Below are 20,907 nucleotides of genomic sequence, written 5' to 3' on the forward strand. Positions count from 1 at the left end.
TTCATACAGGCAAGAAACCTATCGAGCAGTGAAACCCTTATACCCCTCTGCGCGCTTCGATCCAAGTTAAAAGTTTGAAAAGGCTCAAAAGCCGTCTTAGTGTCCAACCCAAGAAAAACAGGCGAACAAAGGATTGTTGCGCGGATGAGACAGGACTTTTTCAGCACGATGCGCAGAATCGGGATGATCGCGGGGCTTGCGCTTCTCGCATCTCCAGTCTTGAGCGACTCACCTGAACACGCCATAGCTATGTATGGTGAACCGGCCCTCCCACCGGATTTTGTGTCTCTGCCCTATGCCAACCCCGAAGCGCCCAAGGGTGGCCAGATCGTGTTCGGCGAGGCGGGCGGGTTCGACAGCCTCAACCCCTATATCGTGAAGGGCAACGCGCCCTCGCAGATCACGCCCTTCACCGTCGAAACCCTGATGGGGCGCAGTCTGGACGAACCGTTCACGCTTTATGGCCTGCTGGCCGAATCAATCCAGACTGACGCGGCGCGCAGTTATGTGGCCTTCACGCTGCGCGAAAATGCCCGATTCTCTGATGGATCGCCGGTCACTCCCGAAGATGTGATCTGGTCGTTCGAGACGTTGGGCACCCAAGGGCAGCCGCGCTATGCTACCGCCTGGCGCAAGATCGCCAGCGCCGAGATCACCGGCCCGCGTAGCGTGAAATTCACCTTCAACGTGCAAGACCGGGAACTGCCGCTGATCCTCGGCCTGCGCCCGATCCTGAAAAAGGCGCAATGGGCGGGCAAGGATTTCACCGCCTCGTCGCTGGAAGCGCCGATAGGGTCCGGCCCCTATGTCGTCGATACGTTCGAGCCGGGCCGCTTCATTGCGTTCCGCCGCAACCCCGATTGGTGGGGCAAGGATCTGCCGTTCAACCGTGGCCTCTATAATGCCGACACGCTGCGCGTCGAATATTTCGGCGTGGATACCGCGCTGTTCGAGGCGTTCAAGGGCGGCGCGATTTCCAGTTTCCGCGAATTGAACCCGGCGAAATGGGCCGCGAATTACGATTTCCCCGCCGTTGCCGCAGGCGATGTGGTGAAAGAAGAAATCCCGCATGGCCGCCCATCGGGGATCGAAGGCTTTGCCTTCAACACCCGCAACCCGCTGTTCGCCGACTGGCGCGTGCGCGAGGCGCTGATCCATGCCTTCAACTTCGAACTGGTGAACCAGACGCTGAACGGCGGGGTGCAGCCGCGCATCACCTCGTATTTCTCCAACTCCGCGCTGGGGATGGAGCCGGGCAAACCGGCCGAGGGCCGGGTGAAGGACTTGCTCACCCCTTTCGCCGCCGATCTGCTGCCCGGCGCGCTGGACGGCTACACCCTGCCGGTGTCCGATGGCAGCGAGGCCAACCGCAAGAACATCCGCACCGCCACCAAACTGCTGGCCGAGGCCGGGTGGACGGTGCAGGACGGTGTGCTGAAAAACGCCGCAGGCCAGCCCTTCGCCTTTGAAATCCTGCTGACCCAGGGCCAGGACGAGATGATCTCTGCCGCCGCGATCTATGTGGAATCGCTCAAACGGCTGGGCATCGACGCCCGCATCACCACGGTGGACAATGCGCAATACAAAGAGCGCACCAATGCCTACAGCTTCGACATGACCCATTACATCCGCGCCCTGACCCCCTCGCCGGGGAACGAGCAGATGCTGTATTGGGGCGCGAAAGGCGTGACCGAACCGGGCACCCGCAACTGGCCCGGCATCAACTCCCCTGCTGCCGAGGCGATGATTTCCGCCATGCTGACCGCCCCCGATACGCAAGAATTCGCCGCTGCGACGCAGGCGCTCGATCGGGTGCTGACAACGGGTAGATATGTGATTCCGGTGTGGTATTCTCGGGTCTCACGGCTCGCCTACCGCAAAGAGCTTCACCACCCTGCCCGCCTGCCGCTGTATGGTGACTGGCCGGGCTGGATGCCGGATGCGTGGTGGGTCGAGTAAACCAGTTTGCGCTGCGGGGTACCCCGCAGCGCATCACAAGAATAAACCAAGGCAGAAGAGCAGACCCCATGAAGAAACTTCTGATGATTGCCACGCTGGCGGCACTGGCAGGCTGCAACACCGTGGATGGTGTCGGGCGCGACATCTCGGGCGGCGCCAATCAGGTGGCAGGCTGGCTGGGCTGACGCCCAGCCCTTCGGCCCCCCGCGCTCAGGCGCCCCAGGTCCGCCGCAGCACGCCCATCCAGTTCGACCAGCGCAGCTTCTCGATCAGCGCCTCGTTATAGCCATGCGCGGCGAGGGCGGCGAGCAGGTTGGGCAGGCCCGCTGCATCGGTGATCCCCTCCGGGATCGCCGCCCCGTCGAAATCCGACCCGAAGCCCACATGGTCTTCGCCCAGGTGTTCGATCAGATGGTCCAGATGGCGCAGCACCGGCTCCCATCCCATCGCGGTCGATCGTTTGCCATCGGGCCACAGGAACACCGTGGCGAAGTTCAACCCCACCATGCCGCCGCTCTCGCGGATCATCGCCAGTTGGCGGTTGGTCAGGTTGCGGGTCGAAGGCGTCACCGCATGGGCGTTGGAATGGGTGGCGATCAGCGGCGCATCGGAAAGCGCCGCCACATCGTTGAACCCGGCCTCGTTCAGGTGGCTCAGATCGACGACCATGCGCAGCGCATTGCATTCGCGCACCAGCCGCTTGCCTGCCGCCGTCAGCCCCGGCCCGGTATCGGGGCTGCCCGGAAACCGGAACGGCACGCCATGGCCAAAGATCGTCGGGCGCGACCAGACCGGCCCGATGGAGCGCAGCCCCATGGCATGAAAGGCGTGCAGCGCATCAAGGCTGTCATCAATCGCCTCGGCGCCTTCCATATGCATCACGCCCGCAATCGCGCCCGCCGCCTGCGCCGCCTCGATCTCGGCCACGCTGCGGCAGATGCGGAACGCGCCTTGCGAGCTGCGCTCCATCCACAGCAGATGCCCCGCCATGGACAGCGCGACCGGCTGCGCCACCGCCAGCGGGATCATCGCCGGAAGCTCGATCTCGTAGGGCGGGTTGTCCATCATCGCGTCGTAATTCGGCGCGCCCGGATCTGCGGGGCTGGGGATATAGATGGCGAACATGCCACCCGCAAAGCCGCCCGCCTGCATCCGCGGCAGATCCAGATGGCCGCGCCCCTCGCCTGTCAGCCAGATCGCCTCGCGCTTGGCTGGCGCCATTTGCAGCCGCAGCAGGATGTCATTATGGCCGTCGAATACCGGCTGAAGCCCCATGTCCGTCTCCCCGTCTTGTCTTTTCGGCGAACCTGCCACGCGCTGCGGGGGAAGACCAGAGGTCAGCAACAGCCCGATGTCGCAAGCCCGGTCAGGATCGGGCAATCGGGCCGGTGATCGCCCGCGCAAGCCGTGACAAGATCGGACAAGGTGCGCTGCATCGCCTCCAGCTCGGCGATCTTGGCGCCGATCTGCACCAGATGCGCCTCGGCCAGCGCTTTCACATCCGCACTGGCCCTTCCCTTGTCCTCATACAGCGCCAGCAGCGTGCGACATTCCTCGATCGAGAATCCCAGCCCCCGCGCCCGGCCCAGAAAGGCCAGCTTGTGCAGATCGCTTTCGCGAAAGGCGCGATAGCCGTTCGCCTGCCGCTGCGGGCGGATCAACCCGATCTCCTCGTAATAGCGGATCGTCTTGGCGGGCAGACCCGCCCGCACGGCCACTTCCTTGATGTTCATGCTGCCTCCACCGCCTTGATGCGCTTCAACCGCAGCGCATTGGTCAGAACGAACACCGACGACAGGCCCATCGCCCCCGCCGCCAGCATGGGCGACAGTTGTGGGCCGCCGAACGGCACCAGACCCCCCGCCGCCACCGGGATCAGCGCGGCGTTGTAACCAAAGGCCCAGATCAGGTTCTGCCGGATATTGCGCATCACCGCCCGGCTGATGCGGATCGCAGAGGCCACCGCCAGCGGATCGCCGGTCATCAGCACCACCTCTGCCGCCTCGATGGCGACATCGGTGCCGGTGCCGATGGCGATGCCCACATCCGCCGCCGCCAGTGCCGGGGCATCGTTGATGCCGTCGCCCACGAAAGCCACGCCGGGTTTCAGCCCGCGCACCACATCGACCTTGCCACCCGGCAGCACCTCGGCATGAATATCGGTGATACCCAGTTCCGCCGCGATGGCACGCGCCACGCGTTCGGCATCGCCGGTGATCATCGTGGCTTCCACCCCCATCGCCTTCAGCGCGCCAACCGCCGCCGCCGCCGTCGGCTTCACCTTGTCCGCCACCGCCAGCACGCCCATCGGCTTGCCGTCCAGCGCCAGATAGACCGGGGTCTTGCCCTGCACCGCAAAGCCCTCGCCCTCCACCAGCCATGGCCCCAGCCCCTGCGGGAACATCCGCGCCGCGCCCAGCGTCACGCGGTGCCCCTCCACCATCGCCTCGGCCCCATGGCCTGGCGTGGCGGTGAACCCAGAGGCGTCAGGCACCTGCAACCCCTGCCCCTGCGCCGCCTGCACCACCGCCCGCGCCAAAGGATGCTCCGACTGCGCCTCCACCGCAGCCGCCAACCGCAGCAGATGGCCGGATTTCGGTTTGAGGTCGGTCAGCACCGGATGCCCCTCGGTCAGCGTGCCGGTCTTGTCAAAGGCCACGCGCCCCACCTCGGCCAGCGTCTGCAACGCCTCGCCCCGGCGGAACAGCACGCCCAGTTCCGCCGCCCGCCCGGTGCCCACCATGATCGACACCGGCGTGGCCAGCCCCATGGCACAGGGGCAGGCGATGATCAGCACCGACACCCCGGCCACCAGCGCCTCGGCCAGCCCCGGCCCGAAGATCAGCCAGACCCCCACCGTCAGCACCGCCAGCCCCATCACCACCGGCACGAACCACAGGGTGATCCGGTCCACCAGCGCCTGAACCGGCAGCTTGGCGCCCTGCGCCTCTTCCACCATCGCAATGATGCGCGACAGTACGGTATCGGCGCCGACCTGCGTCACCCGCATCACCAGTGCCCCGGTGCCGTTCACCGTGCCGCCGGTCACCGCATCGCCCGGCGCCTTGGCCACCGGCAGCGCCTCGCCCGTCAGCATCGCCTCATCCACCGCCGAGCGGCCTTCTTCCACCATCCCATCCAGCGCGATCCGTTCGCCGGGCCGGACCAGCAGCCGCGCCCCGGGGCGGATCGCCGCAATCGGCGCCTCGATCCAGCCCTCCGGCCCCTCGACCTGCGCCACCTTCGGCTGCAAGCCGATCAGCCCGGCAATCGCCGCGCCCGCGCGCCCGCGCGCCCGCGCCTCCAGCGTGCGGCCCAGCAGGATCAGCACCACGATCACCGCCGCCGCCTCGAAATACACCGCCCGCGTGGCATCGGGCAGCAGACCTGGCGCAAAGGTCGCCAGTGTCGAATAGGCCCAGGCGGCAAAGGTGCCCACCGCCACAAGGCTGTTCATGTCCGGCCCGCCCCGCAGCAGTGCCGGAATCCCCTTGGTGTAAAAGCGCCGCCCCGGAAACAGCAAGACCAGCGTTGCCAGCACGAATTCCAGCGGCCACAGCAGCTCCATCGGCAGCCGCATCATCAGCCAGTGATGGAAGGCAGGCACCAGATGCCCGCCCATCTCGACCACGAAGACCGGCAGCGTCAGCCCTGCCGCAATCACCGTATCGCGCCGCAGATGCGTAAGTTCCACCAGCCGTGCATCCGGGTCGGCCTGCGCCATCGCCGCCGCCTCATACCCCGCCCGCGTCACCGCCGCCGCCAGCAGATCGGGCGTCGCGGCGCCATCCCACAGCGTCACCGTGGCCCGCCGCGCCGCCAGATTGGCCGAGGCCGCAATCACCCCCGGCTGCGCCTTCAGCACCCGTTCCACCCGCGCCGTGCAAGAGGCACAGGTCATCCCCTCCACCGCAAGCTGCACGGTCACCTGCCGTGCCGGATAGCCCGCCTTGGCCAGCGCCCCGGCCAACCCTTCCCGCGTGGCGGGCGCCGCGAATTGCACATCGGCACTTTCATCCGCCAGATTGACCCGCGCCACCGCGACCCCCGGCTGCGCCTTCAGCACCCGCTCCGCCCGCGCCACGCAAGAGGCACAGGTCATCCCCTCCAGCCGGAAGCGGGCGGTCTCGGTCATATCGGCACTGTCAGGCATCGGGGGAACTCCTTTGTCTTGGATATGGGGCTTCCCGTCACGGGAAGGTCAACCTCTTTTCCCCTCACGATCCCGTCACCACGATGCCGCTTGACCTTCCAGCCACAGGAAGCCCCATATCGAAGACAAAGGAGTCCACCATGACCAAACTTGCCATTCCCGACATGAGCTGCGGCCATTGCCGTGCCTCGATCGAAGCCGCGCTGCGCCCCTTGCCCGGGGTCACCGCCATCGCCTTCGATGCCGACCAGCGCACGGCCACCATCGAAGGCCCGGCCCAGGTCGCCTTGCTGATCAAGACCCTCGAGTCCATCGGCTTCCCGGCGCAACCGGCCTGAGACCTGTGGCTCTGCGGCAAGATCGCACAAAAGTTACGCGGAATTGAATCGATTCTGTGGCGACAACCCTTGCCGCCCGTCCATTCCCGCCGTATCTGCCCGCGAACGCGCCACGAGTCTGCCGCATCGCCGCCGGTTTCCCGGTTCAGCATGGGGTTTATCGCAGTGGCGGGGGCGCCCGCCGCCCGACCCCATAAGCAGAGCCAGTGAACCGGAGCAAACATCATGGCCACCTCGGAACCGAAACCGCAACCGCAGCAGGGCGGCACCCCCAGCCCCGCGCAGCAGCAGGGCCAGACCGCCCAGCCGCAGCCGCAACAGGGCAGCACGCCCGTGTTCCGCGACTGGGCCGCGATCTGATCCACCAGCCCACCGGAGCTTGGACCGGGGCTTGGAATCGACTGGGCGAGCCATTAGGCTCGCCCGTGTCATTTCAGGGGGCCGCAGCGCCGCACCATGCCCGAACCCGTTTCCTCCATCCCCAATCTCGGCCCGGCGTCAGAGGCGGCTTTTGCCCGCGCGGGCATCCATTCTGCCGAAGAGATCCGCGCCTTGGGCGCTGATGCCGCCTATCTGGCGCTGCTGCGATCCGGCACGCAGCCGCATTTCATCGGCTATTACGTTCTGGTGATGGGCCTGCAGGGCCGCCCGTGGAACGATTGTCAGGGCGCCGAGAAAAAGGCGCTGCGGGCGAAATTCGATGCGCTGAAGGCCGAGGCAGGCCCGGCTCTGGCAAAAACCAAGGGCCGCTCCGATCTGGAAGCGGCCCTTGACATGTTGGGTGTGGTGGAGCGCGCTCCGACGCCCCGCCGCAAATCTTAGCCGACCAGTTCAAGGCCCGAGAAGTAGAAGGCAATCTCGCGTGCGGCCGAGGCTTCGCTGTCCGACCCGTGGACCGAGTTTTCACCCATCGACAGGGCAAATTCCTTGCGGATGGTGCCGTCAGCCGCATTGGCCGGGTTGGTGGCGCCCATCACTTCGCGGTTTTTCAGAATGGCGCCTTCGCCTTCCAGAACCTGCACAACGACCGGCTCGGAGGCCATGAATTCGCACAGTTCGCCATAGAAGGGGCGCTCTTTGTGCTCGGCATAGAACTGCCCGGCCTGCGCCATCGACAGGTGGATGCGCTTTTGTGCGACGATGCGCAGACCGGCTTCCTCGAACTTGGCATTGATCTTGCCGGTGAGGTTGCGCTTGGTTGCGTCGGGCTTGATGATCGACAGGGTGCGTTCGATGGCCATGAGGGCTCTCCATGGAAAAATGCGCGGGATTTGGCCCCCCGCGCGAATGCTGTTGCGGCCGCTCCCTACCATGGGCTGCGCATGATGAAAAGCCGTGACGGTGGGGGCGCTGCCCCTGCCGCGCGTGCCGCGCGACTCCCCCGGGATATTTTCGCCAAGATGAAGAAGGGGCGTCGGCATTGTCTTCATCTTGGTGAAAATATCCCGGGGGTCCGGGGGCTGGCCCCCGGCGCTGCCGCAAATGCGCGATGTGGTCCCCAGAAGGCCCGTTGACGCTGCGCCGCGCATCAGGCAAGGCTCCCGCCCATGCTGCGTATCACCGATATCACCTATTCCGTCGAAGGCCGCCCCCTGTTCGAAGGGGCCTCGGCCACCATTCCCACCGGCCACAAGGTTGGTCTTGTCGGGCGCAACGGCGCGGGCAAGACCACGCTGTTCCGCCTGATCAAGGGCGAACTGGCGCTTGAGGGCGGCGAGATCTCGATCCCCGCCCGCGCCCGTATCGGTGGCGTGGCGCAAGAGGTGCCCTCCTCCTCCACCTCGCTGCTCGACACCGTGCTGCAGGCCGATACCGAACGCTCTGCCCTGCTGGCCGAGTCGGAAACCGCCACCGACCCGCATCGTATCGCCGAAATCCAGACCCGCCTCGCCGATATTGATGCCTGGAGCGCAGAGGGCCGCGCCGCAGCCATCCTGCGCGGGCTGGGCTTTGATGCCGAGGCACAATTGCGCCCCTGTTCCGATTTCTCGGGCGGCTGGCGGATGCGGGTGGCGCTGGCCGGGGTGCTGTTCGCCCAGCCCGACTATCTGCTGCTGGACGAACCGACCAACTACCTCGATCTCGAAGGCGCGCTCTGGCTGGAAAGCTATCTGCAGAAATACCCCCATACCGTGCTGATCATTTCGCACGACCGGGGCCTGCTGAACCGCGCGGTGCAGGGCATCCTGCATCTTGACGCCAGGAAGCTGACCTATTGGAACGGCCCCTACGATCAGTTCGCCCGCCAGATGGCCGAACGCCGCGCCGTGCTGACCGCCGAGGCCAAGAAGCAGGACGCCCGCCGCGCCCATCTGCAAAGCTTCGTCGATCGCTTCAAGGCCAAGGCCAGCAAGGCCGTGCAGGCGCAAAGCCGCGTGAAAATGCTGGAAAAGATGACCCCGATCACCGCCCCGGAAGAGGCGCGCAAGCAGGTCTTCACCTTCCCGGCCCCCGAAGAACTGTCGCCGCCGATCATCAATATCGAAGGCGCCAATGTCGGCTATGGCGGCCCACCCGTGCTCAAGCGGCTGTCGCTGCGCATAGATCAGGATGACCGCATCGCGCTGCTGGGTCGCAACGGAGAAGGAAAATCCACGCTTTCCAAGTTGTTGGCGGGAAAACTTGAAGCGTCCGGGGGGCAGGTTACCCGCCATTCCAAGCTGCGCATCGGCTATTTCGCGCAGCATCAGGTGGACGAACTGCATATCGACGAAACGCCGCTGCAACATATCCAGCGGCTGCGCCCCACCGAAGGCCAGCCCCGGCTGCGCGCCCGCCTTGCCGGGTTCGGGCTGATGGCCGATCAGGCCGAAACCGTGGTGGGCCGTCTGTCGGGTGGCCAGAAGGCGCGGCTGTCGCTGCTGCTGGCCACCATCGATGCGCCGCATCTCTTGATCCTCGACGAACCGACCAACCACCTTGACATCGAAAGCCGCGAGGCGCTGGTCGAGGCACTGACCGAATATTCCGGCGCCGTGGTGCTGGTCAGCCATGACATGCACCTGCTGGGCCTTGTGGCCGACCGGCTGTGGCTGGTGAAGGGCGGCGCGGTCACGCCCTACGAGAAGGATCTCGAAACCTATCGCGCCGAGCTTCTGGCCGGGGAAGACCCTGTGAAGGAAGTCGCAAAACCCGTTGAAAAGCCGAAGAAACCCAGCCGTGACGAAATTCTTGCCCTGCGCGGCGAGGTGCGCAAATGCGAAGACCGGCTGGGTAAGCTGAACGAGATGCGCGACAAGCTGGCTGCAAAGCTGGCGGACCCCGCGCTCTATGAAGACAGCCGCAAGGGCGAGCTTGAGACCTGGAACAAGAAATACGGCGAACTGATGGATGGGCTTGACCGGGCCGAGGCGATGTGGCTGGCCGCACAGGAAAAGCTGGAAGCTGCAGGGGGGTAGCGGCAAGATCTGCCGCAGCTTTACTCGTCACGCCGGCGTGATAATGTGAACCGATCTGCCAAGCCAGCATCCCATGCCAGCCGGTGACCCTGACCCTGATCCCGACTGGCCCAACCAGCGGAGGACGAGATGAGCGAGCTCAGGATTGACGGTGCCGACAATGTGGATGACGTCATTTCGCCTGTCCATGCCAGCGATCAGGATACGCTCATATCTTCGACCGGCAGCGGCAACGATCATGTGACGCCATGGGCGGCTGCCTATCTGGTGCACCTCGGGGAAGGCGACGACCAGTTCGACGGCTATCGCAATGGCGGCACTGTCTGGGGCGAGGCCGGTCGGGACATCATGTTCACCGGGCCGCACAGCGGCACTCATGTCATGTATGGCGGCTCGGAACATGACTGGATCAGCGCTACCAGCTACAGCAGCAGCACCGGCACGCTTCTTGCGCATGGTGACGAAGGGCATGACCTGTTCGCGGACAGCGGAGTTCGGGGCACCGAAACTGTCAGCTGGAACGGAGGGGACGGGTTCGACATCGTCTTTTTCACGGGCAGCGGCGCCCTTGCCCTGAAACTTGACGGGCAGGGTACCGGAGGAACGGCGCTGAACCGCAGTTTCTCCAGTGTCGAGGGCGTTGGCGGCACGCAGAGCGATGACAGCATCATTGGCAGCATTGCCGACAATCTGATTGTGGGGGGCGGTGGCAACGACCATCTGACAGGCGCAGGCGGCAATGATCTTCTGATCGGGGACGCGCGGTATGACGAATTCTACGAGGCCTATACGGGCACGCTGATCAGTTCTGCCTTCACGCCGGAAGCGCCGCTGGACCCGCTGAATTCCAATGCGCTGGGCGGTTGGGCTTTCGATTCCGGCGGGCTGGTCGATACATTGCTGGGCGGCGCGGGGTCGGATGTTCTGATGGGCGGCGACGGCGGTGACAGTCTGAATGGCGGCGACGGTTCCGATTGGGTCAGCTACGTCTCGGCGCGCGAGGGGGTCAGCCTGCGGCTGGCCCGGGGGGGCACCCAGGGGCAGGCGGCGGGCGATGTGTTCAGGTCCGTGGAAAATGCACAGGGATCAAACTTTGCCGATCTGCTGATCGGCAGTGCGCAAGCCAATGAACTGCGCGGATTGAACGGTGCTGACCAGCTTAAAGGTCTTGCCGGGTCCGATACGCTGCTGGGTGGGGGCGATTCCGATACGTTGGTCGGCGCTGACGGCGCAGATGTGCTGACCGGGGGGGCCGATGCCGATGTTTTCGTGATCTCCGGCCCCGATGCCACGCTCTTTGCTGACCATATCACCGATATGGAGATCGGGATCGACACCATCCATCTGTCGCGCCACGTCATCCGAAACATCGGCCCGGCGGGGGCTGAACTCGACAGTGCCCGTTTTACGATCGGGAGCGAGGCCACCACCCGGGCGCAGCGGATTCTCTACGACGAAACGAACGGCGATCTGTTGTTCGATGCCGATGGCAACGGCGCGGGCTCTGCCGTGCTGATCGCCCAGCTATCGGCCGGGCTGGCGCTGGACGTTTCGGATTTCCAGATCATCGCGTGATGCCCGCCGCGTCTTGCGCCCGCTGAACAGGCTGCGCAGGTGAAGATAAAACCTGCGCATCAGCACAGTTTCAATAGGTTCCCCCCAGTCGCAGCGAAGCACCGTGTTGCTGCAACCGTGAAAGCTGTTTCAGATGACCTGTACCCTCCTCTCGCTCAAGGAGTGCTGCGGGCCAGCATTCCGGCAGCAAATCCTGCCCGACCTGGGTCAGCATGTCTGCTTGCGCCGCAGGTGAGGCACCGTGTTGTCCCATCACGTCGGCCGGTCAAGGGTTCGACGTGGCCGCCCGCGGATGCCTGCGGGATGGCTGACAGGCATCCGCGGCAACCCGGCTGCCTTTTTGATTGCGCGGCCGCGGGTTCCGCGTCACCATGGCTCAAGCGCAACAGGGCGGTGGCATGATCGAGACCGGATTTCTGATTACCGCCTTTGCCACCCTGTTCGTCGTGATCGACCCGCCGGGCCTTGTGCCGCTGTTCATCGCCCTGACGCGGGGGATGAGTACCGAACGCCGTCGCGCCATGGCCCTGCGCGCCTGCATCATCGCCACGGTGCTGTTGCTGCTGTTCGCCGTGGCGGGCGAGGCGATTCTGGGCTTTGTCGGAATCTCGATGCCAGCCTTCCGCATTGCAGGCGGCATGCTGCTGTTCCTGACCGCGCTCGACATGCTGTTCGAACGCCGCACCCAGCGCCGCGAGGGCCAGCACCCCGAGCCGGACCATGACCCCTCGGTCTTCCCGCTGGCCACGCCGCTGATCGCCGGGCCGGGCGCCATTGCCACGATGATCCTGCTGGCGGGGCAAAGCGGCGGCGGCTGGGTGGGCACTTTGGCGGTGATCGGGCTGATGGTGGCGATGATGCTGGTCACCTTCCTGTTCCTGCTCGCCTCGCCGCCGATCGAACGTGCGCTGGGGCGCACCGGCACGATCGTCATCACCCGGTTGCTGGGCATGTTGCTGGCGGCGCTGTCGGTGCAGTTCGTGATCGACGGGGTGAAGGGCACCGGCTTGATCTGACGCGCCCGGTGGCTGCCGCAGGCATGAGTATTTGGGCCAGGATGAAACACCTGCCGCTTTCATCCTGGCATAAATACTCCTCTTCCTTACCCCCCGCGCCGCAACCGGATCGCCGCCCATCTTGCGCAGCCGACCCCCGCCCCCTACCTCTGTCCCAGGAGGCGCCATGGACAGTGACCGGATCACCCAGCTCATCTATCTCGCCCTGATTCTGGCCGCCGTATCGGGCTGGGTCATGGTGGAATATCGCGGGCGTCTGGGGCAGGCGATGCGCGCCGCGATGGGCTGGGGGCTGATCTTTGTCGGCGTGGCCGCAGGTTATGCGCTGTGGAGCGACATCCGCCATAGCGAGCAGCCGATCCAGGCCATGGTGCAGGGCCGCATCGAAGTGCCGCGCGCACCGGACGGGCATTATTACCTGACGCTACAGGTGAATGGCGCGCCGGTGACCTTTCTGGTCGATACCGGCGCCACGAATATCGTGCTCAGCCGCCGCGATGCCGAAGCCGCCGGGATCGACCCCGGCGCGCTGGCCTATATCGGCAGCGCCAATACCGCCAATGGCACTGTGTCCACCGCGCGGGTGCGGCTGGACAGCCTCGCCCTGGGCGATGTGGTGGACGCGGGCATATCGGCCTATGTCACCAGCGGTGCGATGATGGATTCGCTGCTGGGCATGGATTACCTGCGCCGCTACCGGATCGAGATCGACGGCGCCAAGATGATCCTCAGCCGCTAGCCGGTTTCTCGGTCTTCATCTGCCAGCGCCCGCTTTCCTCCGACCAGTATTGCGCGTGCAGCCCTTCGGCCACCACCGCCTTCCACAAGCCCCGCGCGCCGTTCAGCGCCACCTCATCCAGCCCGTCGAACAGCACCCAGACACGCTCCAGCCCCGCCGCCTCGCCCGGCAGCGGCTGCGCGCCATCCATCAGCATCAGCGCACGGGCCCCGTTGGTGATCGGCCCGCGCCCCAGCAGCACCGGCTGATCCGCGTCATGCGGCCCGCCTTCCACGCCATGCGGCAGGAACCCGTCTTCCGGCCCCTGCCACAGCTTCTGGTCCAGCCAGTCCAGCCGCTCGGCCGTGCAGGCGCGCAGCATGACGCGCCAGCCCGCGGCCAGCGCGCGCGGCAGCAGTTGCACCGCCGTTTCCTCGGCGGAAGACCGCGTGAGGTGATAGAACAGGACGAGCGCCATCAGCGCTCGAACCGGTCCTTGATCAGCCGGTTCAGCGCCATCACGCCCCAGCCGGTGGCCCCCTTCGGCGCCAGAACCGACTCCGCCTTCAGCAGCGCCGTGCCCGCGATATCCAGATGGATCCACGGTGTTTCCGGCTTCACGAAGCGTTGCAGGAACTGCGCTGCGGTGATCGCCCCGCCGTCGCGCCCGCCGACATTCATCATGTCGGCAATGCGCGATTTCAGCTTGGCATCATAGGCTTCGCCCATCGGCATCCGCCAAGCCCCCTCGCCCTCGGCCTTGGCGGCCTTGAGGAAGTTTTCGCACAGTGCATCATTGTTGGAAAAGACCCCGGCATTTTCATGCCCCAGTGCCACGATGATCGCGCCGGTCAGGGTGGCAAGGTCGATCATGCCGACCGGGTTGAACCGCTCCTGCGCATACCACATCACATCGGCCAGCACCAAACGCCCCTCGGCATCGGTGTTGATCACCTCGATCGTGTCGCCCTTCATGGATTTCACCACGTCGCCGGGCCGCTGCGCCCGCCCGTCAGGCATGTTTTCCACCAGACCGACGATGCCCACCACATTGGCCTGCGCCTTGCGCAGCGCCAGTGTGCGCATCACGCCCGACACGACGGCTGCGCCGCCCATGTCCATCGTCATCTCTTCCATGCCTGCTGCGGGCTTGATCGAAATGCCGCCGGTGTCGAACACCACGCCCTTGCCGATCAGCGCCAGCGGCGGCGCACCTTCCGGCCCACCCTTCCACTGCAGCACCACGACTTTCGAGGGGGTCTCGGACCCCATGCCGACGCCGATCAGCGCCCCCATGCCCAGCTTGATCAGCTCGTCTTCCTCGATGATCTCCACCTCCAGCCCCAGCTCCTGCATGGCGGCCAGACGGGCGGCGAAATCGAAGGTGGTCAGCACATTGGCCGGCTCGTTCACCAGATCGCGGGTGAAGAACACGCCTTCCACCAGCGCGGCCATCGGCCCGGCCTGTGCCGCCACCGCCTCGGGCTCGCTGACCATCACCGTGACCGGGCCGGTCACGGTTTTCTCGCCGGTCTTGTGCGGGGTGAAATCATAGGCGCGCATCGCAAGGCCGAACGACAGGTCAGCCGCCAGTTTCACGTTTTCCGCCAGAACCAGCGTGCCGGCCTTGGCCAGCGCCTTGCCGATCGCGGCCCCCGCCTTGCGCGCCTGCGCCGCATCGGCCCGGCGCTCCAGCTTCACCACCTGCACCACTTCGGCTGCCAGCCCGGCGGGCCAGGCCAGATCGGCGGCCTCGCCCGATTTCAGGCTGCCGAACGCCTCCGACGCCAGATAGCGCGCCAGCGCCCCCTTCATCGCCTTGTCCAGCTTGCGCCCGGCAAGCCCCAGCTTGCCACCCTCGTCAACCACCAGTGCGATGCGCCCCGGCGTGGTCAGCACCGCATCGGCATCGACGGGCTGGAACTGAAGCGGAACGGGATGGGACATGAGACTTCTCCGGCTGGCTGCACCCGCGCTGTGGCGGGCTTTCGCCGGGAGGCTATCGCCGGGCAGCGCGCTTGACCAGATAGCAGTTTTCCCCGCGGGGGAATTCGGCTAGCGTCCCGCGCACTTGACGCGATTTTTGAAAGGAGCCCGCTTGTCCAGATTCGACAGATACCTGCTGTCGCACCTTCTGGCGCTTTTCGGGTTCTTCTCGCTGGTGCTGGTGGCGATCTACTGGGTAAACCGCGCGGTCAGCCTGTTCGATGAACTGATCGGCGACGGGCAATCCGCACTGGTCTTTCTTGAATTCTCGATGCTGACCCTGCCCAATGTCATCCGCCTCGTGTTGCCCATTTCGGCCTTTGCCGCCACGGTCTACGGCATCAACCGGCTAACTGCCGACAGCGAGCTTGTGGTGATGCAGGCCACCGGCTTTTCGCCGTTCCGGCTGGCGCGGCCCGTCTTGTATTTCGGGCTCTGCGTCGCGCTGATGATGATCGTGCTGATGAATGTGCTGGTGCCCGCCAGCCGCGCCGCCCTTGCCACCCGCAGCGCCGAAATTGCCGAGAATGTCACCGCCCGCTATCTGTCGGATGGCGAATTCCTGCATCCGGCCGAGGGAATCACCCTGTTCATCCGCCGCATCACCGATCAGGGAGAACTGCACGACCTTTTCCTCGCCGATGACCGCAAGCCCGAGGCGCGGCGCACTTATACCGCCGCGCGGGCGCTGCTGGTGCGGGGCGATGCGGGGCCGAAGCTGATCATGTTCGACGGCATGGTGCAGGCGCTGGATGGATCGGCCCGGCTGGCCGTCACCCGGTTTGACGATTTCACCTATGATCTGGGCGCGTTGCTGGGCGAAACCGTGCTGCCCGGGCGCAGCGTGGACGAGCTTTCCACGCCAGAGCTGTTTTCCGCCACCCCCGCCCTGATCGCCGAAACCGGCAAGAGCCGCGCCACCTTTCTGGCCGAGGCCCATGCCCGCATCGCCGTGCCCTTCCTTGGTCTTGCCTCTGCGCTGCTGGGCTTTGCGGCGCTGCTGGTGGGCAGCTTCTCGCGCTTTGGCCTCTGGCGGCAGATCGTCGGGGCGGTGCTGCTGCTGATCCTCGTGCAACTGATCTCCACCGCCGCCAGCGGTGCGGCGCAGCGGGTCAATCACGGCTGGGCGCTGGCCTATGTCGCGCCGCTGGCCGGTCTGGCGCTGGCGGGCGGCCTGCTGTGGCTGGCGCAACGCCCGCGGCGCCTGCGCCGCACACCGGCAGACGGGGGGCAGGCGGCATGACGCTTTCGCTGTATATCGCGCGCAAGTTCACCTGGATGTTCCTGCGGGTGCTGCTGGCCTTCTTCGGCATCATGGTGCTGATCGACATGCTGGAACAGCTGCGCCGCTTTGGCGACAAGGGCGCGGGGCTGGCGCAGGCCGCGCATCTGTCGCTGCTCAACGTGCCTGACAGCCTGTATCGCATCCTGCCGCTGATCATGATCCTGTCGGCCATCGCCCTGTTCATCGGCCTTGCCCGCAGCTCCGAACTGGTCGTGGTGCGCGCCTCGGGCCGATCCGGCCTGCGGTTTCTGGTCACTCCTGTCGTCGTGTCGCTGGGGATCGGCGTGATTGCGGTGGCGGTGCTGAACCCTCTGGTGGCGGCCACCAGCAAGGAATATGAAACGCTCTATACCAATTATGCCCGGGGCAAGGAGCGGATCTTGTCGGTGTCGGAAGAGGGGCTCTGGCTCAGGCAAGGCGGTGACGGATCGCAGACGGTGATCCATGCCGCGCGCGCCAATGCCGATGGCACCTCGCTTTACGGCGTCACCTTCCTGTCCTTCGATGACACCGGCCTGCCGGTGCAGCGGATCGAGGCAGACAGCGCCACCCTTGTGCCCGGTGCATGGGATCTGACAGCGGCCAAGCACTGGGCGCTGAACAGTGCCAACCCCGAACAGGCCGCCACCACCTCGGCCAGCAGCCAACTGCCGTCCGACCTGACGCGCGAGGCGATCCGCGACAGTTTCGGCAGCCCCGCCGCCATCCCGATCTGGGATCTGCCCGCCTATATCAAGGGGCTGGAGCGGGCAGGTTTTTCTGCGCGCAACCATCAGGTCTGGCTGCAGACGCAACTGGCCCTGCCGCTGCTGATGACCGCCATGGTGCTGGTCGCCGCGGGATTCACCATGCGCCATGCGCGGTTCGGGCGCACGGGGATGCTTGTGCTCATGGCCATTCTGGGTGGCTTCGCCATCTTCTTTCTGCGCAACTTTGCGCAGGTTCTGGGCGAAAATGGCCAGATCCCGGTGCCCCTGGCCGCCTGGGCGCCGCCCGTCGCCGCCACGCTGTTCGCCATCGGCTTGCTCCTGCATCTGGAGGACGGCTGATGCGCCCCCTTCCCCGCCTGCGATCCCTGCTCGCCGCGCTGCTGCTCAGTGCCCTGCCGCTGGCCACACCCGCGCAGGACATGGCCAGCCTTATGGCCGACCGCGTGTCGGTCAATGGCAGCAGCCTGCTGATCGCCGAAGGCGGCGTGGTGATCCGCTATCGCGGCCAGACCCTGCGCGCCACCCGTGTCAGCTACGATCAGGCCACCGACCGGCTGGAGATTGCCGGCCCGATCTCCGTGACCAGCCCCGAGGGAGATCTGGTGCTGGCCGACAGTGCCAGCCTCACCTCCGATCTGCGCGACGGCATCCTGCTCTCGGCGCGGCTTGTGCTGAAACAGCAGATGCAGATCGCGGCAGAACGCATGGTGCGGGCGGGCGGGCGCTATACACAACTGTCCAATAGCGTGGCCTCGTCCTGTCAGGTCTGCGCCGCGAACCCCACCCCGCTGTGGGAAATCCGCGCCCGGACCGTGGTGCATGACCAGCAGGAACGGCAGCTCTACTTCGATGGCGCGCAACTGCGCGTGGCAGGGCTGCCGGTGTTCTATATCCCGCGCCTGCGGATGCCCGACCCGACGCTGGATCGCGCCACCGGCCTGCTGACCCCGGAACTGCGCACCACCTCCGGCCTCGGCTCGGGGCTGAAGATGCCGTATTTCGTGCCGCTGGGCGACAGCCGCGATCTGACCTTCACCCCCTATCTCAGCACCGAGGGCGGGCGCACGCTGGAACTGCGCTACCGTCAGGCCTTCACCAATGGCCAGATTTCCGTCACCGGCATGGGGTCGCGCGACCAGATCCTGCCCGATGAGGCGCGCGGCTATCTGCGGGCCGAGGGCACCTTCGCCCTGCCGAAAAGCTTTACCCTGACCTTCGAGGCCGAGGCGGTCAGCGATCCGGCCTATCTGCTCGACTACGGCATCTCCGACAAGGACCGCCTGCTGAGCGAGGTGGAGATCGCCCGGACCCGCCGCAACGAATATATCTCGGGGCGGCTGGTCAATGTCCATTCGATCCGCGACATCGGCGGCCAGCTGGAAAGCAATGCCAGCCTGCCCACCCTGATCGGCGATGTCACCTGGCACCGGCGTTTTTCCGGCGGGCCACTGGGCGGCGAAGGCGGCTTCCGGCTGCAGACACATGCGCATTACCGCAGTTCCACCAGCCCGATCGACAGCGACATCGACACCGATACCATCGCCGATGGCCGCGATATGAGCCGCACCTCGCTGCGCTTCGACTGGCGGCGCAACTGGGCTTTCGGCCCCGGCCTGCTGGGCGCGGCCTTGGGCGAACTGAACGGCGATTACTATGTCATCCGTCAGGATGCCACCTATGAGGGCACGATCGGCCGCCTGTTCGGGGCCGCCGCCGTCGAACTGCGCTGGCCCTGGATCGCCACCAGTGCCGACGGCGCCAGCCATGTCATCGAACCCGTGGTGCAACTGGTCATGGCCCCCACCGACAGCGCCGATGTGCCCAATGAAGACAGCGCATTGGTGGAATTCGACGAAAGCAACCTGTTCTCGCTCGGTCGCTTTTCCGGCTCCGACGCGCGCGAGGAAGGCAACCGCGTCAACCTTGGCGTGATGTGGACCCGCTACGCCCCCTCGGGCTGGAGCCTCGCAACCGCGCTGGGCCGCGTCTATCGCAGCGCCGATCAGGGGCAGTTCACCTCGGCCTCGGGGCTGAACGGCATCAATTCCGACTGGCTTGCCACCGCACAGGTGATCGTGCCCGGCGGGTTGACGCTGACCAACCGGATGCTGATCGCCAATGACATGACGCTGACCAAGACCGAATTCCGCATGGATCTGGACCGTGAAACCTACGGTCTCAGTTCTTCCTACATCTGGCTGGAGGCTGACGATGCCGAAAACCGCACCACCGATACACAGGAACTCTACTTCGACGGGCGCTATGCCCTGACCGAAGCCTGGACCGGCAAACTCTCTGCCCGGTATGATTTCGAGGCCGACCGCGCCACCCGCGCCGGGGTGGGCTTCCAGTTCCGCAACGAATGCCTGCTGGTCGATCTTTCCCTCTCGCGCCGCTTCACGTCCTCGACTAGTGTGAAACCGACCACCGATTTCGGCCTCTCGGTCGATCTTCTGGGCTTTGGCGGCTCGGCTCCCTCCGGGGCAACCCGGCGCTGCCGAAGCTGACCCGAAGACCCACCGGAACCCGGCCCGAGGCCAACAGGATGAGACTGCCCCGATGACCCGCCTTTTCCCTCTGCTCACGGCCAGCCTGATCGCCCTCGGCGCCAGCCAGGCCCCTGCCCATGCGCAGGCCAACCCCTTCGCGCCGGTGCTGATCATCAATGATCGCGCCATCACCCATTACGAATTGCAACAGCGCACCCTGTTCCTGAAACTGCTGGGCGCGGGCGGCGATGTGGAAAAGCTGGCACTGGATGGGCTGATCGAAGACCGGCTGCGCCTGCAAGAGGCCAAACGCTACAAGGTCGAACTGCCCGAAGAAGACATCACCGCCGCGATGGAAGAGTTTGCAGGCCGCGCCAACCTGACGTCCGAGGCTTTCGTGGTGCAACTGGGCACCGCCGGTGTGGCCCCCGAAACCTTCCGTGATTTCGTCAGCGCCGGGGCGATCTGGCGCGAGATCGCGCGCGGCAAGTTCGCGGGCACCACCAAGGTTTCGGAAACCGAGATCGACCGCGCGATCGAGGCCGAAACCCGCAAGACCGAACTCAGCTTTTCGCTGTCCGAACTGATCATCGGTGTCCCACCGGGGCGCGAGGCCGATGCCATGGCCCTGGCGCAACAGATCAGCACCACCGTCAAGTCCGAGGCGGAATTCACGGCTGCGGTGGCGAAATATTCGGCCGCCGCATCGCGCGATCAGAACGGGCGCCTGCCGCCGATGATCTCGTCGAACATGCCGCCGCAACTCGCCTCCATCGTCACCGCCCTGAAACCCGGCCAGGTAAGTGCGCCGGTGCCGATGACCGGCGCCATCGCCATCCTCCAACTGCGCGGCGTGACCGAAATCAAGGCCGCCAGCGCGGGCCGGGTCGAAGTGGACTATGGTCGCCTGCGCCAGCCCGCCACACCGGAAGGTGAGGCTGAACTGGCCCGCGTGCGCAGCCAGATCGAAACCTGCAAGGATGTCTATGGCGTTTCCCCGGGCCTTGGCACCGACCAGTTCTCGATCCAGACCGCCGCCATGTCCAGCCTGCCCGCCGATCTGGCGCTGGAACTGGGGCGGCTGGATCCCGGCGAATCCGCGCTGCGCAGCGCCGCAGGTGCACGCGAACTGCTGATCCTCTGCGCGCGTCGCCCGGTCAGCGAAACCCCGATCGACCGGGAAACCGTGCGCCGCGCCCTGCTCAACCGCAAGATCGACGCCCAGAGCAACCTGTATCTTTCGACCCTGCGGGCCGATGCGATCATCCGGAAGCCCTGAT

General features: G+C 65.7%; 19 protein-coding genes. 13 read left to right on the forward strand and 6 right to left on the reverse strand.

What is annotated here, in order from left to right:
- The first annotated feature begins 144 nt into the window (after window positions 1-144).
- Window positions 145-1,959, forward strand: coding sequence for an extracellular solute-binding protein (locus BMX43_RS03865; RefSeq protein WP_091297249.1), 1,815 nt, complete (start codon window positions 145-147; stop codon window positions 1,957-1,959).
- 68 nt (window positions 1,960-2,027) lie between these two features.
- Complete coding sequence (locus BMX43_RS03870) at window positions 2,028-2,144, forward strand: entericidin (RefSeq protein WP_091297251.1); 117 nt, start codon at window positions 2,028-2,030, stop codon at window positions 2,142-2,144.
- Between the two features lie 25 nt (window positions 2,145-2,169).
- On the opposite strand, the gene BMX43_RS03875 is transcribed toward BMX43_RS03870, so the two are convergent.
- From BMX43_RS03875 to BMX43_RS03885, 3 genes are all read right to left on the reverse strand, one after another.
- Complete coding sequence (locus tag BMX43_RS03875; protein WP_091297254.1) at window positions 2,170-3,234, reverse strand: dipeptidase; 1,065 nt, start codon at window positions 3,232-3,234, stop codon at window positions 2,170-2,172.
- 62 nt (window positions 3,235-3,296) lie between these two features.
- Complete coding sequence (gene cueR, locus BMX43_RS03880; protein ID WP_091297259.1) at window positions 3,297-3,692, reverse strand: Cu(I)-responsive transcriptional regulator; 396 nt, start codon at window positions 3,690-3,692, stop codon at window positions 3,297-3,299.
- Window positions 3,689-6,112: a heavy metal translocating P-type ATPase gene (locus BMX43_RS03885; RefSeq protein WP_245749371.1), complete on the reverse strand. Its 2,424-nt coding sequence runs from the start codon at window positions 6,110-6,112 to the stop codon at window positions 3,689-3,691. The genes cueR and BMX43_RS03885 overlap by 4 nt, the downstream gene beginning before the upstream one ends.
- Window positions 6,113-6,252: 140 nt before the next feature.
- On the opposite strand from BMX43_RS03885, the gene BMX43_RS03890 reads away from it, so the two are divergent.
- From BMX43_RS03890 to BMX43_RS03895, 3 genes are all read left to right on the forward strand, one after another.
- Complete coding sequence (locus BMX43_RS03890) at window positions 6,253-6,450, forward strand: heavy-metal-associated domain-containing protein (RefSeq protein ID WP_091297264.1); 198 nt, start codon at window positions 6,253-6,255, stop codon at window positions 6,448-6,450.
- 225 nt (window positions 6,451-6,675) lie between these two features.
- Window positions 6,676-6,810 (forward strand): hypothetical protein, encoded by a 135-nt coding sequence (locus BMX43_RS20355; RefSeq protein ID WP_281243107.1) that lies wholly within the window; start codon window positions 6,676-6,678, stop codon window positions 6,808-6,810.
- A 96-nt stretch (window positions 6,811-6,906) separates the two neighbouring features.
- The gene (locus BMX43_RS03895; RefSeq protein ID WP_091297268.1) at window positions 6,907-7,272 is read left to right on the forward strand and encodes a TfoX/Sxy family protein; all 366 of its coding nucleotides are present in this window, start codon (window positions 6,907-6,909) and stop codon (window positions 7,270-7,272) included.
- Here BMX43_RS03895 and ndk read toward each other — a convergent pair.
- Window positions 7,269-7,691, reverse strand: a complete 423-nt coding sequence (gene ndk / locus BMX43_RS03900) for a nucleoside-diphosphate kinase (protein WP_091297272.1) — start codon at window positions 7,689-7,691, stop codon at window positions 7,269-7,271. The two genes, BMX43_RS03895 and ndk, sit on opposite strands and share 4 nt — an antisense overlap.
- A 306-nt stretch (window positions 7,692-7,997) precedes the next feature.
- Here ndk and BMX43_RS03905 point away from each other — a divergent pair, with 306 nt between their 5' ends.
- The 4 genes from BMX43_RS03905 to BMX43_RS03920 all read left to right on the forward strand — a co-directional run bounded on the left by BMX43_RS03905 (window position 7,998) and on the right by BMX43_RS03920 (window position 13,178).
- On the forward strand, window positions 7,998-9,848 hold the full coding sequence (locus tag BMX43_RS03905; RefSeq protein ID WP_091297276.1) for an ABC-F family ATP-binding cassette domain-containing protein: 1,851 nt from the start codon (window positions 7,998-8,000) through the stop codon (window positions 9,846-9,848).
- A gap of 129 nt (window positions 9,849-9,977) precedes the next feature.
- Complete coding sequence (locus BMX43_RS03910) at window positions 9,978-11,423, forward strand: calcium-binding protein (protein WP_091297279.1); 1,446 nt, start codon at window positions 9,978-9,980, stop codon at window positions 11,421-11,423.
- 398 nt (window positions 11,424-11,821) lie between these two features.
- Complete coding sequence (locus BMX43_RS03915) at window positions 11,822-12,439, forward strand: MarC family protein (RefSeq protein ID WP_091298943.1); 618 nt, start codon at window positions 11,822-11,824, stop codon at window positions 12,437-12,439.
- 166 nt (window positions 12,440-12,605) lie between these two features.
- The gene (locus BMX43_RS03920) at window positions 12,606-13,178 is read left to right on the forward strand and encodes a retropepsin-like aspartic protease family protein (RefSeq protein ID WP_091297281.1); all 573 of its coding nucleotides are present in this window, start codon (window positions 12,606-12,608) and stop codon (window positions 13,176-13,178) included.
- Here the strand turns inward: BMX43_RS03920 and BMX43_RS03925 are convergent.
- Both BMX43_RS03925 and BMX43_RS03930 read right to left on the reverse strand, forming a co-directional pair.
- The gene (locus BMX43_RS03925; protein WP_091297299.1) at window positions 13,168-13,635 is read right to left on the reverse strand and encodes a DNA polymerase III subunit chi; all 468 of its coding nucleotides are present in this window, start codon (window positions 13,633-13,635) and stop codon (window positions 13,168-13,170) included. The two genes, BMX43_RS03920 and BMX43_RS03925, sit on opposite strands and share 11 nt — an antisense overlap.
- On the reverse strand, window positions 13,635-15,104 hold the full coding sequence (locus BMX43_RS03930) for a leucyl aminopeptidase (protein ID WP_091297303.1): 1,470 nt from the start codon (window positions 15,102-15,104) through the stop codon (window positions 13,635-13,637). The genes BMX43_RS03925 and BMX43_RS03930 overlap by 1 nt, the downstream gene beginning before the upstream one ends.
- 151 nt (window positions 15,105-15,255) lie before the next feature.
- Between BMX43_RS03930 and lptF the strand changes: the two genes are divergently transcribed.
- From lptF to BMX43_RS03950, 4 genes are read left to right on the forward strand one after another with little or no spacing between them, the layout of a single operon-like run.
- The gene (gene lptF, locus BMX43_RS03935; RefSeq protein ID WP_091297306.1) at window positions 15,256-16,386 is read left to right on the forward strand and encodes an LPS export ABC transporter permease LptF; all 1,131 of its coding nucleotides are present in this window, start codon (window positions 15,256-15,258) and stop codon (window positions 16,384-16,386) included.
- Window positions 16,383-17,477: an LPS export ABC transporter permease LptG gene (gene lptG / locus BMX43_RS03940; protein ID WP_091297309.1), complete on the forward strand. Its 1,095-nt coding sequence runs from the start codon at window positions 16,383-16,385 to the stop codon at window positions 17,475-17,477. Before lptF ends, lptG begins: the two co-directional genes overlap by 4 nt.
- Complete coding sequence (locus BMX43_RS03945; RefSeq protein WP_091297312.1) at window positions 17,477-19,645, forward strand: LPS-assembly protein LptD; 2,169 nt, start codon at window positions 17,477-17,479, stop codon at window positions 19,643-19,645. The genes lptG and BMX43_RS03945 overlap by 1 nt, the downstream gene beginning before the upstream one ends.
- Window positions 19,646-19,697: 52 nt before the next feature.
- A complete protein-coding gene (locus BMX43_RS03950) occupies window positions 19,698-20,906 on the forward strand; it encodes a peptidylprolyl isomerase (RefSeq protein WP_091297314.1) in 1,209 nt (402 codons plus the stop codon).
- Window position 20,907: the final 1 nt, after the last annotated feature.

Origin of the sequence: Gemmobacter aquatilis (assembly GCF_900110025.1) — a bacterium.
GTDB classification, from domain to species: Bacteria; Pseudomonadota; Alphaproteobacteria; order Rhodobacterales; family Rhodobacteraceae; genus Gemmobacter; species Gemmobacter aquatilis.

Coding starts and splice junctions, on each gene's coding strand:
- BMX43_RS03865 (WP_091297249.1), top strand. CDS start 145: ATGAGACAGGACTTTTTCAGCACGATGCGCAGAATCGGGATGATCGCG.
- BMX43_RS03870 (WP_091297251.1), top strand. CDS start 2,028: ATGAAGAAACTTCTGATGATTGCCACGCTGGCGGCACTGGCAGGCTGC.
- BMX43_RS03875 (WP_091297254.1), bottom strand. CDS start 3,234: ATGGGGCTTCAGCCGGTATTCGACGGCCATAATGACATCCTGCTGCGG.
- cueR (WP_091297259.1), bottom strand. CDS start 3,692: ATGAACATCAAGGAAGTGGCCGTGCGGGCGGGTCTGCCCGCCAAGACG.
- BMX43_RS03885 (WP_245749371.1), bottom strand. CDS start 6,112: ATGCCTGACAGTGCCGATATGACCGAGACCGCCCGCTTCCGGCTGGAG.
- BMX43_RS03890 (WP_091297264.1), top strand. CDS start 6,253: ATGACCAAACTTGCCATTCCCGACATGAGCTGCGGCCATTGCCGTGCC.
- BMX43_RS20355 (WP_281243107.1), top strand. CDS start 6,676: ATGGCCACCTCGGAACCGAAACCGCAACCGCAGCAGGGCGGCACCCCC.
- BMX43_RS03895 (WP_091297268.1), top strand. CDS start 6,907: ATGCCCGAACCCGTTTCCTCCATCCCCAATCTCGGCCCGGCGTCAGAG.
- ndk (WP_091297272.1), bottom strand. CDS start 7,691: ATGGCCATCGAACGCACCCTGTCGATCATCAAGCCCGACGCAACCAAG.
- BMX43_RS03905 (WP_091297276.1), top strand. CDS start 7,998: ATGCTGCGTATCACCGATATCACCTATTCCGTCGAAGGCCGCCCCCTG.
- BMX43_RS03910 (WP_091297279.1), top strand. CDS start 9,978: ATGAGCGAGCTCAGGATTGACGGTGCCGACAATGTGGATGACGTCATT.
- BMX43_RS03915 (WP_091298943.1), top strand. CDS start 11,822: ATGATCGAGACCGGATTTCTGATTACCGCCTTTGCCACCCTGTTCGTC.
- BMX43_RS03920 (WP_091297281.1), top strand. CDS start 12,606: ATGGACAGTGACCGGATCACCCAGCTCATCTATCTCGCCCTGATTCTG.
- BMX43_RS03925 (WP_091297299.1), bottom strand. CDS start 13,635: ATGGCGCTCGTCCTGTTCTATCACCTCACGCGGTCTTCCGCCGAGGAA.
- BMX43_RS03930 (WP_091297303.1), bottom strand. CDS start 15,104: ATGTCCCATCCCGTTCCGCTTCAGTTCCAGCCCGTCGATGCCGATGCG.
- lptG (WP_091297309.1), top strand. CDS start 16,383: ATGACGCTTTCGCTGTATATCGCGCGCAAGTTCACCTGGATGTTCCTG.
- BMX43_RS03945 (WP_091297312.1), top strand. CDS start 17,477: ATGCGCCCCCTTCCCCGCCTGCGATCCCTGCTCGCCGCGCTGCTGCTC.
- BMX43_RS03950 (WP_091297314.1), top strand. CDS start 19,698: ATGACCCGCCTTTTCCCTCTGCTCACGGCCAGCCTGATCGCCCTCGGC.